Here is an 11,274-nt window from a genome sequence, read left to right as displayed (position 1 = left end):
GTGCATTTGGCTTTTGGTATTTTAAAGTCCCAAAAGCCTTTCGATCCAACTTATTTACTTGCTACCCCTTGACAGATCAAGACAGTATCTACAATATTGTGATTTTTCGTTGGGTGGGGGCGGGTTTATGAGATTGTCGGTTTTAGGCAATTATTGTCGGTGAACCCGCCCCTACAATATTGTGATTTTTCGTTGGGTGGGGGCGGGTTTATGAGATTGTTAGTTTTAGGCAATTATTGTTGGTGAACCCGCCCCTACAATATCTGGAATTATATGATACCTAATCGCTCAATATTTTACCCGATCGCGCTCAAGTGCGATCGAAAATATTGCCGGTACAACTCGCACCTCGGCACGCACTCGTTTCCCTGCAACTTTACCAACCCCAAACTGTCCAACTTGAACGCCTGAATCGCCTTTAATTGCACCCCAGAATCCGCCGCCGCAATCTCTCTCATCCCCGCAGCTAACTCTGGATATTCTTCTAAATTCCACAGTTGGCGGCGCAAGTGATCGCTGTAAATTCCCGCATCGGCGATCGCACTTTCTTTTAATTCATCAATAGTCAAATCACCTCGCGAAATGTGATATAGTGCAACTCGTACTAAATACGGATGACCGCCGACTATTGCCGTAAGTTGCTCAACTTCGGCATCTGACCAATGCAAATTGTGCCGCGCTGCTAAGTCTTGGATTTGCCCAGCGTTGAATTCGGGCAAGTCTACGGGTAAGCCGACGTTGAAGGGTGATTGATTGATGTTCATCGGGATGTAAACTTCGGTGGAATGTACTACAATTAATCGCAGTTTTTTCCAGATATCCCGCCGCTTCGATTCTTCGTGCCACGCCCGCAGCAGTCCTAAAAAGTCTTCGGCTATGTCGGGATATTGGAAAACGCGATCGATCTCGTCTAATCCTAAAATTAGAGGACTGTCGATTTGGGGTAAGATGTATTTCTCAAAGTAATCTTTGCAGTTGACTTTGCTGCCAAAAATATCATCCCAATAATCGTCTAATTGATTGGCTAAGTGCAATTCGCGTCCGACGTAAGCGCAAAACCATTTTAAGAATTTATCTAAGTTGGCGAATACACTTTTATCTACTAACTGAAAAGTTAGTGGCACTGTACAATAACCTTGACGGGTTCCGTGATGCAAAATTCTTGCCATCAAGGATGTTTTGCCCATTTGTCTCGGCGCTTTAATTCTAATTAACGCGCTGGGCTGCAAAATAGTTTGATAGCAACGTTCTTCGATGGGCGGGCGTTCTACATAAAATTGAGAAGCGACATCGACTTGTCCTCCGGGTAATTCCGGTTCGGCGCTGGGTAGAGGTATTTCGTCGCTGCTAATTTCTAATACTTGGTTTGGTGTTAAATCTTCCGGTTGTTCTTTGACTGGTGCGGGAGTTTCTGCTAGCAATTTCAACACTTCTTCGATCAGAATTGGAGTGTCGCCGTCCTTTTGCCATTCCCTCTGTTCGATTCGGTACAGATAGCCCCGCAAATCGTGGTTTAGAGGCACGTTTAAGGGAAAACCGACGCGAATCGGTAAAATTATTGGTTTCTTGTCAGGGCGAGAGTCTTGCAGTTCTTTGGCTTGCTGGACTTGATATGTTAGCAGTTCGCTTTGGCTGACTGTTGGCGGCAATAGCAATAGCAAATAATCGCATTCTTTGAGGAAGTAGTTTATGCGATCGAACCAATTATCTCCCAATCTAATGTTATTTTCGGCTGTGAAGACTGTATGACCGATCGCACTTAAGGCCGTTTCTAACTGTTTTCCCAATTCGCGATCGGGTTCGGCGCTGCGATAACTCACAAATACTTTAACACTTCTGTTGCTGCGGGCTGTTTCCCTTGCCGCGGGCAAATTGTCCGACTCAGCGACATCTTCGGCATCGTCTAGTTTAGCCGATCGATGGTCGCCATTTGTCAGAGTCAACTCAAACGCCGCGAACAACTGTCGCAGTTTGCTGAGATCCGCACCTTCTCTACCCTGCTTAATTTTGCTGACAGTATCCGCGCCAACGCCCGACTCGGCCTCGATTTCCGTCAGAGTACCTCTAATGTTATATCGGTCAGACCATTCTTGGAGCGCCTCATTAAGTTTCTTTAAGCCAGGGGCTGTGAGAATTCGACCGCGATCGCGTTTTGACTTGAGCACTTCTGTTGCACTGAAATGGGAAGGAATCTAGGAACTTTAACGCCTTAAGTTCCTATTTTAAGCGATTTTAAGGGAGATAGTCAGCCCGCCGGAATTTAAGGAATTTTACTTGTAGAGGGTTTTTAGGCGATCGACTTTCTCAAACTCTGTCCTGATAACGGCTTCAACCTGTGAATATATTTGAAAAGAAAAAAAAATCTTAACTCCCCAATCTCCCCTGCGAGCAACCACTGATTTTTTTTAGAGTAGATACATCAAGGAAAACCCAGGAGCATCACCATGAACAAAATTCTACACCGATTGGCAATGGCCGCCTTAGGAACTGCTTCAATTGTGACAATTAATACACTTAATAATTTAACAGAAGCATCGGCCGCTGGTAAATTTGACCAACCGCAAATTCATCAGAATACCATTTTTCCAATTCCTGTCCCCCATCAGTTGCATAAATAGCATAAATCCATTTATTTCATTCAGGAGAATTTATGAAGTCTACACTTTGCTCGCCACAATCTACCACTACAGAATCTAACTCCGTTGATGCTGATGCGATCGATGCCTGCACTGCATTAGCGTGGGTTGAATTGGTAGCCTTAGATAACAGCGCTCTCACGGGTGATGATTGGCTGGTGCTGTGCGATGATATTGATAGCGGGGAAATCTACCGCGGCTGGTTTCTGTGGCACGATCGCGAAGTTAGCGGTAATTGGGAAGCTTACGACCATTTGAACGATCGCCGATTTGTTGCCAAAAGCCAAGTTTTTGCCAAAAGTGCGATCGACTGCATCGAAGATGCGAGAAATCGCGCGATCGCACAACTAGAATTTGTACTCTAACACAAATACAACTCGTGCCGAGCCAACAATAATTCTGGGAATTATATTCCCGACTGAATGAACTTTCCGATCTACGCAAGACGAGAATAAACAGGTTTAATATAACCGGATGCAAGATAATTCCCGGAAACCAAATATTCTCAAAAATAATAATAAAAATTACGGGTGCATTCGTATGTAGTTGCGCTTCAGCGCTCTTTTAAAGCGCAACTACGTACCTTTTATAACTCTGGTATGTAGTTGCGCTTCAGCGCTCTTTCTTATTATATATGTAAGGACTGAGAATTAAATATAGCCTTTATCAAAAAGATGAGGTACGATTGACAGGTTACATAACCAGTTCCACTAAGAGGGCCCAAGCCCAACAACGTCCGCAAATCTTTTTGAGAATCGCTATAACTTACAGTTTGATGGTTCGTGGGATGGGCCACCCGAGCCCATCCCACAAATTTGTGTAAATTATTTAATTTCCGATCCTAAGAGCGCTGAAGCGCAACTACGTACCTATTACTCTTTTCGCTCGATAACCACAGTCAAATGAGCGACAACTGCCCCAACTGTTGCCAATACAGCAGCAATTGGAAAGACTACACTCCCTGCAACGCCACCTACCAATCCCGCCATCAGCGGAATGTCTGCTAAAATCCGCCCTTCTGAGTTTTTGATCACGAGGCGGCGGAGTTTTCCTTGCTCAATTAATTCTTTGACTTTACCAATTAAACTGTCGGCGCTAATCTTAAATTCTTCCACTCTAACTTTTTCCTCTGTTACGAACTCTGAGGTGAATAAAGGAGTTTCAACTGTTGGGTTGGCTGAATTTCCGGAGGCGGCTGTTTCGTCTTGGAGGATTGTTACTTGTTGTTCTAGTTGTTGTGAGTTCATTTTGTGTAGGGCGGGCGAACACCAGCCGTTTAATTTCTATACTTCTATCTTGTGCGATCGCACTTCGCACCGACAGGCAAGAAAACCCTACAAGCTACATTCGTACTTTCCGCCCCCGCCTTTTCACCCAAAACATTATCTCTGTTGACAGTTGACAGTTGACAGTTGACAGTTGACAGTTGGCAGTTGGCAGTTGGCAGTTGGCAGTTGGCAGTTGGCAGTTGACCAATTACCAATTACCCATGACCAATGACTACTGACTACTGACCAATGACCAATGACCAATGACCAATGACGGGAGCATCTCAGTTTTGATGTTTTGATTTTATAGTGCGAGCGTCCCCGCGAGCGATTATAGATCGCGAGCGGGGACGCTCGCACTGTAAAGAAATTGCTTTTTTGCAAAAGTGAGATGCTCTCCCAATGACTAATTACCAATGACCAATGACTAATGACTAATGACTACTGACTAACTTATTTGTGTCGAATTAGTTCGTAAATTTCCACATAGTCTTTAGCTGGATATTTCCACGAATTATCGCAATTCATCCCTTGAATCATGAGTTTTTCAAAGTCATCATGGTAGTCATACCACAATCCGATCGCCCGATCGAGCGCCGACTCTAAAGCGCAGTAGTCCGTTTGGTGAAATACGTAGCCGTTGCGCTCTTCCGGTAAGTGGTTGGTGTCGTAATCGCGATCGAACACCGTATTCACCAAACCGCCCACACCCCGCACCACAGGCACTGTGCCGTACCGCAACCCGATCATCTGAGTCAGCCCGCAGGGTTCGTAATTGCTCGGCACCACAATCATATCCGCACCCGCGTAAATTAAGTGCGACAGTTCCTCATTAAAACCAAGTTCCAAATGGCAGTCTGGATTGTCATTTAAAACCCATTTTTCGTGCTGGAAATGCGCGTTAATTCCCGCTTCCGTTGCCGAACCCAAAAGCACGAATTGCGCGCCTTTGCTCAGACAGTAATAAATGGCGTGGTGGACGAGGTGAACGCCTTTTTGGTCGTCCAAACGACCGATAAAGGTAATCAGAGGCTTGTCAGCATCGCGCATTAACAGCCGATCGCGCAAAGCGGTTTTAGTTTCAGCTTTTCCTGCCAAATCATCCGCAGTGTAGTGTTGCGGAATATAGCGATCGCTCTCGGGATTCCACACATCGTAATCGATGCCGTTGAGCACCCCGCGAAACTTGTCTTGATATATATGCAAAGTATGTCCCAAACCGTAGCCGAACTCGCCGACGTGAGCTTCCCAAGCGTGATGCGGCGAAACCGTGGTGACAAAATTCGAGTACACAATGCCGCCTTTCATAAAATTGATGGCAAAAGGGTTAAAATTATCTCGCAGGCGATCGTACTGAAAATAATAATCATCTCGATTCAAACCCGTTGCTTGCAACACCTCGCTTCCGCCCATACCTTGATGTTTGAAATTGTGAATGGTATAGCAGACTCGCTGATTTTCCATCCAATTGTATTTGTAAATTTCAAACAGCATGACTGGAATCAAGCCAGTTTGCCAGTCGTGACAGTGAATCACATCCGGGCGCTTGTTGCTTCTGAGCAAAAATTCTAAAGCAGCTTTGCTAAAAAATGCAAACCGCATATTGTCATCGTTGCAACCGTAATAACAGCCGCGGTTAAAAAAGTTATCTTGCGATCGAGGTTCGATGAAAAAACACAACACCCCGTGCACCCAGCCGCAGTACACATCGCAAAGGATTTCGCCGCCGTACCAGGGCACCGCCAAATCCCGATAGGCATCGTGCAGCCCCCAAATGTGGTCGTACCTCATGCAGTCATACTTGGGCAGAATAATCTCGACGGCGTTACCGGAATTCTGCAACTCCCGACTCAACCCATAAACTACGTCGCCCAAACCCCCTGCTTTGATGACGGGGGCGCACTCTGAGGCAATTTGTACGATGTACATTTTTTTTGCTTACTCCTGGATCAATCAAAAAATATTTTCTTAACTTGACAAAGTATATGATTTCTCAGCAAATAAGCAAGTCGCTCGTTGGACATAAAAGGGCGATCGCGCTTCCAGCTAGCGGAATTCGGGGCTGTGGCCCATAAACGCACAGGAGACAAAGGACACATCCGCGGCACAGCCTCAAAAATCGACCGGTACCTCATTCGATCGCATTTGTCAAATAAATACTTTAATTTTTTTTTCGGAAATTGCGCGAAAATTTATCGCACGATGCTGATAACTGATTTAGAACTTACGCACGAGTAGCTAGAAAGTGGCTTTGATGGACGAAAATCCTTCGCCCTAGCCACAAGATTAGCTAAAAACTGGCTGGTTGAACTTCGACTGCGCGGCAACTGAGCGGAGTCGAAGTTCATTTACCAGAAATAATTGGTTGAAAGCCCCAAGCCTGCTCGGGAGAAATTAAAATCAGACGATTCATTACTCCAATCCTCTTCCTTCTGGGTAGAGGTCGCTCTCAAACTGTCAACTGTCAACTGTCAACTGTCAACTGTTGAACGCTGATTTCTTTAGTTTTGATGCGTAAGTCTTGCAAACCTCAACTCAGGGATTCTATCTTGGAAATTCAACTAGCAAATGCCGTGTCTAGCATTCATCCAGAGACTCTTCAGGAGGCCCTCGCCGATGCCCGACACCAAGGATGAAAAAAACAATTTAAGCCAACAACTCCAACAGCTAGTTGCTGAAGCTTGTTCGCATCCGCCCCAAAGCTTGATGCGGCGGCAAAAACTCAGCGAGATAGTGAGGCTGATTGTCAAATCCGGCAAACTTTGGCAAGAAGGCACGCCTCATTATCACGATGCTTTGCAGCAAACTTGGGTGTATTTTTGTCGCAATGTTTGCGAAGCAAACACCGCCAAAAAACCTTACGATCCGCATTTGGGCAGCGTCATTACTTGGCTGGATACATACCTGAGGAGGCGGCTGCAAGACTTCAGCAACGAACGAACACAGGAGAAATTTCTACGCGATTTACCGCCAATTTCAGCAGACTCAGAAGCACTATATCTCATCAATTATGTCGAAAATCCGCCGACTCATTCTGACAGTCCGCTAGTTATCTTAGAAGAGACTAAAAAATGGGTGCTGGCAGATCCCGAGGGAGAGCTAAAAAGCGTTCATATCAAAAAACGTCCCGATGTCACTTGCCAAATCTTAATTTTGAAGCGTCTTCCTCCGGAGACTTCCTGGGAAAAGATTGGTCTTGAATTTAACTTACCACCGTCAACTGCACCCAACTTTTATAAAAGAGAATGTTTGCCGCGCTTGCGAAATTTTGCCAAAGAGCAAGGATATCTAGAATAACAGTTGACAGTTGACAGTTGACAGTTGACGGTTGACAGTTGACGGTTGATAGCGAGGTTTTTCAGGCGAGTATTTAAACCTGGTTCTCCAAACAATCAGCCTTTCATGGCGGGAGCTAATAACCATTAATATTGAGTAATTGTAATTAGTAGACAAGATTGCAAAAGTCCTTTTAATCAAACTTTGGGACGGGCTAGAAGCCCATCCCACAAGAAAAAAGATTTTTGTGGGATGGGCTTTAAGCATCGTCCTAACTATTTTTGCAAGAAGTCTAGTAATAGCCGTTTTCTGTAATTCACTTACCTGAGAAACGCTAGAGAAAAGTCTGTTTTTGAATTTCCATCATAACACCATAGTTCAAAGAGGAAAATCCCGATGAATGGCAACCTTAACAATATCAGGCAATCATCTATTCCACTGCCCATTACCACCGCAGCGCTGCGGCTGGCAGAGAAATTTTCAAATATTAAAGGATTGATCACACCAGAAAAAAGAGGCCAAGTTTATTTCAACACTTTAGCTGTATGTGCAGTGAAAGATTACATGGAAATGATGGATATTCCTACAGATTTGAAAGCCAGCGACAGTTGGAACCCTGTTATGCGCCTTTGCACCGATGCAGCAGATTTGAAATTAACTCAATTTGGCTATTTGGAATGCCGCCCTGTGAAGTCTGGCAAGTTTTGTGACATTCCGCTGGAAATACCTGACGATCGCATTGGTTTAGTAGCAGTTGAAATCGATACACAGCGGCAAGAAGCTACTTTGCTGGGATTTATGGCAACTGCAAGTGCTGGCGAGTTGGCGATCGACAAATTACAAAGTTTTGAAAAATTGCTGCTACATTTGGATAGTCTGAAACGCAGCAAAAAAGCTGTACAACTCAGTCAGTGGCTGCACAATATTTTCGAGGCCAGTTGGCAGTCTGTAGCAGAAGTTTTAGCGCCGCCAGAACCTAGTTTAGCTTTTCGTTACGGTAGCGCAGTCGTGCGGGCTAAGACGATCCATCTGACACCAGATATCTCGGAACCAGTATCAACAACCCTCAACTATTTTCGGGGAAAACCTAATTTAGATAGGGGTGTAGGAGTACCCGCCGAATCTGTAGCTTTGCTGGTGGCGATCGCACCAACGACTGATACTGATATTAATATTAAAGTACAGGTGCATCCGATCGCCGGTGCGGACAGCTTGCCGCTCAACCTGACTCTGAAACTCATCGACGGCGAAGGAACGACTGTCATGGAAGCTTGTGCCGTCAAAAAAGACAACGGCTGCATGACACTGGAATTTGCTGCCGATCGCGGAGAATGTTTCAGCGTTGTGGTAAAACTGAAAGAAGTCTGTATTGCAGAGAATTTTGTCGCTTAAATCGGCCCGCTGGTTATAAGCTGTTCAGCATTAAAATTGAACCTTTACCAGGAAGTTGGCTTGGGGAATCAAAAATCTCAGTGTATCAAAAACCTGAGAGTGTCAACCATGGAAAAATTAGTTGTCTTAAAGCTAGATGATAACTTGACAAAAGGCGTGCGAGCTACTCTGGAAATCGGCCCGGAAGGAGAACGGGCCACAGTAGAAATCCAAGGTTTCCTGCCTCCAAAACTAGAAATAGCTGACAACTACGATCGCTGGCAGTCAGTCTACCGCAGTTTGGGAGATTTCCGCATTAAGCCGATCGCAATTACCATTAGCGAATCTCGTACAGCACAGTTGTCCAAGTGTCGCGAGTTGGCGGAACAATTAAGCCTGCAAATCAATAGCTGGCTTGACTCTGAACCGTTTCGTAAACTCAAAGACACATTACTCGTACAATTAAACCCATCGGATACAGTTCGATTTTTAATCAAAACTGATGATATCGTTTTGCGGCGTTTACCGTGGTACTGTTGGAATATTTTCAATGGGTATCCGAAAGCCGAAATTGCCTTGAGCGCCACAGCTTATAAAAAAATACCGATTTCAGATCCCCCTAAATCCCCCTTAAGAAGGGGGACTTTGAGTGAATTCTCCCCCCTTTTTAAGGGGGGCTGGGGGGGATCTCCGATTTCAGATCCCCCTAAATCCCCCTTAAGAAGGGGGACTTTGAGTGAATTCTCCCCCCTTTTTAAGGGGGGCTGGGGGGGATCTGCGGATTTGGAAAAATACCCTGCAAATCGCGTAAAGATTTTAGCAATATTGGGTAACAGTGAAAATATTAATATTGAACAAGACTGCAAACTTTTGGAAGGATTGCCATCAGCAGAAGTTACTTTTTTGGTCGAACCAAATCGCAGAAAAATCTGTCAAGAACTTTGGGAAAACAACTGGGATATCTTATTTTTTGCCGGACACAGTGACAGCGACGCATCCGGGCGATCGGGAAAATTTTATATCAATAAAACCGAGAGTTTAACAGTAGAAGAGCTGAAACAAGGCTTCAAGCTAGCGGTTAACCGTGGCTTGCAGTTGGCTATTTTGAATTCTTGCGATGGATTGGGCATAGCGCGGCAGTTTGAAGATTTGGGCATCCCGCAAACGATCGTAATGCGAGAACCTGTATGCGATCGAGTTGCCCAAGATTTTTTAAAGTATTTTCTCGCCTCTTTTTGCAGCGGGGAATCTTTGTATGTGTCAGTGCGCCTCGCGAGGCAAAGATTGGCAGAATGCGAGTCAGAAATTCCCGCTGCGGATTGGCTGCCGGTAATTTGTCAAAATCCTGCTGCCAATCCGCCGACTTGGCAAGAGTTGGCAAATAAACCAGCACCTTTTCCTTGGAGGCGGCGCTTACAAATCGGGCTGTTGGCGATCGCAATTAGTGCTGTTTCTGTCACGGGAATGCGATCGCTGGGCTGGCTGCAAATATGGGAATTGCAAGCTTTTGACCAATTGATGCGCCTGCGTCCCGCCGAAAGCTCGGATTCGCGTTTGTTGCTGGTGGAAGCAACGGAAACGGATATCGAAAAATACGGCTTTCCGCTGCCGGATGGGACGATCGCCCAAGCAGTAGCAAATTTAGCACAATATCGGCCGCAAACGATTGCCCTGGATATCTTTCGCCCTCGCCCCTCCGGAGTCGGTTATGCAGCATTGGCTGCTAGCTTTCAGAGCGATCGAAGTTTAATTGGTTTGTGCAGCGTCAAAGAAAGCGGCAAACCGAACAAATGCGGCATCAAACCGCCACCTGCACTGCCAAAAGAGCGCCTCGGGTTCAGCGATGTGGTGGCTGATGCCGACGGCATTCTCCGCCGCCACTTGCTGTTTATGCAGCCGCAGACAACCGATCTTTGTGCTACAGAACACTCTTTGAGCATGAGGGCTGCGCTCCATTACCTAGCAGCAAAAGGCATCACACCAGAAACTTTGTCAGGAGATAAGATAGGGCTGAGAAAGGCAGTTTTTGCACCAATTCACGGCAGTACAGGCGCTTATCAAAACCTGGACAATCGCGGCTTTCAAATTATGCTAAATTATCGATCGCCCCGAACTTTTATTCAGCGAGTTAGCCTGACAGAACTGTTAGAAGGAAAAGTTAGTCCCAATTTGATTAAAGACCGAATTATTTTTATAGGTGTGACGGCGCCCATTTCCAATCCCGATGATTTTTTTACACCCTACAGCGCGCGAGAAATACCTTACCAGAAAATGCCGGGGGTGTTACTTCAAGCACAAATGTCGAGTCAAATTATCAGTGCTGCTTTGGATGGGCGCCCGCTGCTACAAATTGTGCCTGTGTGGCAGGAAATGCTGTGGATTTTGGGCGGCGCAGCAGTTGGTAGCGCGATCGCGATTGTCAGCCGGCGCAGGCTGTTTGCGGTGTTGCGGGCGATCGCTTTTGCGGGGATTTTGGTCGGAATTTGCTGGTTTTTGCTAATCCAGGGTTGGTGGGTGCCTTTGGTACCGTCGGTTGTGGCAATGCTGGGGGCGTGTGGTATTGCGATCGTTTGTAAGCGAATCTAGTACCATCTCAGGGTTAAATAGGTACGTTGTTGCGCTTGAGCGCTCTTAATATATATAAGATCGGAGCGCTCAAGCGCAACTACATACCTTTGTTTTAGAAGGTGACATTATTTATTCAATAGACTTGTATTGCCACA

9 protein-coding genes are annotated in these 11,274 nt (G+C 45.7%); 5 read left to right on the top strand and 4 right to left on the bottom strand.

The annotated features are described in order from the left end of the window. Positions 1 to 296 precede the first annotated feature (296 nt). Positions 297 to 2,165, bottom strand: a complete 1,869-nt coding sequence (locus tag JGK20_RS28265; protein ID WP_293214218.1) for an AAA-like domain-containing protein — start codon at positions 2,163 to 2,165, stop codon at positions 297 to 299. Positions 2,166 to 2,444: 279 nt separating this feature from the next. Between JGK20_RS28265 and JGK20_RS28260 the strand changes: the two genes are divergently transcribed. Continuing rightward, the gene (locus JGK20_RS28260) at positions 2,445 to 2,618 is read left to right on the top strand and encodes a hypothetical protein (protein ID WP_293185671.1); all 174 of its coding nucleotides are present in this window, start codon (positions 2,445 to 2,447) and stop codon (positions 2,616 to 2,618) included. A gap of 32 nt (positions 2,619 to 2,650) precedes the next feature. Next, on the top strand, positions 2,651 to 3,001 hold the full coding sequence (locus JGK20_RS28255) for a hypothetical protein (RefSeq protein WP_293185672.1): 351 nt from the start codon (positions 2,651 to 2,653) through the stop codon (positions 2,999 to 3,001). A gap of 507 nt (positions 3,002 to 3,508) precedes the next feature. Here JGK20_RS28255 and JGK20_RS28250 read toward each other — a convergent pair. The 3 genes from JGK20_RS28250 to glgA all read right to left on the bottom strand — a co-directional run bounded on the left by JGK20_RS28250 (position 3,509) and on the right by glgA (position 5,833). Beyond that, entirely contained in the window at positions 3,509 to 3,883 is a 375-nt protein-coding gene (locus JGK20_RS28250; RefSeq protein WP_293185674.1) for a DUF4342 domain-containing protein, read from the bottom strand. Positions 3,884 to 3,927: 44 nt separating this feature from the next. After that, positions 3,928 to 4,119 carry a hypothetical protein gene (locus JGK20_RS28245; RefSeq protein ID WP_293219850.1) on the bottom strand — a complete coding sequence of 64 codons (192 nt, stop codon included), beginning with the start codon at positions 4,117 to 4,119 and terminating at the stop codon, positions 3,928 to 3,930. Between the two features lie 238 nt (positions 4,120 to 4,357). Next, on the bottom strand, positions 4,358 to 5,833 hold the full coding sequence (gene glgA, locus JGK20_RS28240; protein ID WP_293198513.1) for a glycogen synthase GlgA: 1,476 nt from the start codon (positions 5,831 to 5,833) through the stop codon (positions 4,358 to 4,360). Between the two features lie 687 nt (positions 5,834 to 6,520). On the opposite strand from glgA, the gene JGK20_RS28235 reads away from it, so the two are divergent. The 3 genes from JGK20_RS28235 to JGK20_RS28225 all read left to right on the top strand — a co-directional run bounded on the left by JGK20_RS28235 (position 6,521) and on the right by JGK20_RS28225 (position 11,137). Then, positions 6,521 to 7,201: a sigma-70 family RNA polymerase sigma factor gene (locus JGK20_RS28235; protein WP_293198515.1), complete on the top strand. Its 681-nt coding sequence runs from the start codon at positions 6,521 to 6,523 to the stop codon at positions 7,199 to 7,201. A 375-nt stretch (positions 7,202 to 7,576) separates the two neighbouring features. Further along, a complete protein-coding gene (locus JGK20_RS28230; protein ID WP_293214221.1) occupies positions 7,577 to 8,572 on the top strand; it encodes a DUF1822 family protein in 996 nt (331 codons plus the stop codon). A 108-nt stretch (positions 8,573 to 8,680) separates the two neighbouring features. Next, complete coding sequence (locus tag JGK20_RS28225) at positions 8,681 to 11,137, top strand: CHASE2 domain-containing protein (RefSeq protein WP_293232945.1); 2,457 nt, start codon at positions 8,681 to 8,683, stop codon at positions 11,135 to 11,137. The last annotated feature ends 137 nt before the right edge of the window (positions 11,138 to 11,274 follow it).

Source organism: Microcoleus sp. PH2017_05_CCC_O_A (assembly GCF_020738785.1).
Lineage (GTDB): Bacteria > Cyanobacteriota > Cyanobacteriia > Cyanobacteriales > Microcoleaceae > Microcoleus.
The sequence above is the reverse complement of the archived record's forward strand: the minus strand, read 5'-3'. Positions and strand labels throughout refer to the sequence as shown.

Excerpts from the sequence above, each read along its gene's own strand:
- JGK20_RS28260 (WP_293185671.1), top strand. The coding sequence starts at position 2,445 with ATGAACAAAATTCTACACCGATTGGCAATGGCCGCCTTAGGAACTGCT.
- JGK20_RS28255 (WP_293185672.1), top strand. The coding sequence starts at position 2,651 with ATGAAGTCTACACTTTGCTCGCCACAATCTACCACTACAGAATCTAAC.
- JGK20_RS28250 (WP_293185674.1), bottom strand. The coding sequence starts at position 3,883 with ATGAACTCACAACAACTAGAACAACAAGTAACAATCCTCCAAGACGAA.
- glgA (WP_293198513.1), bottom strand. The coding sequence starts at position 5,833 with ATGTACATCGTACAAATTGCCTCAGAGTGCGCCCCCGTCATCAAAGCA.
- JGK20_RS28235 (WP_293198515.1), top strand. The coding sequence starts at position 6,521 with ATGCCCGACACCAAGGATGAAAAAAACAATTTAAGCCAACAACTCCAA.
- JGK20_RS28230 (WP_293214221.1), top strand. The coding sequence starts at position 7,577 with ATGAATGGCAACCTTAACAATATCAGGCAATCATCTATTCCACTGCCC.
- JGK20_RS28225 (WP_293232945.1), top strand. The coding sequence starts at position 8,681 with ATGGAAAAATTAGTTGTCTTAAAGCTAGATGATAACTTGACAAAAGGC.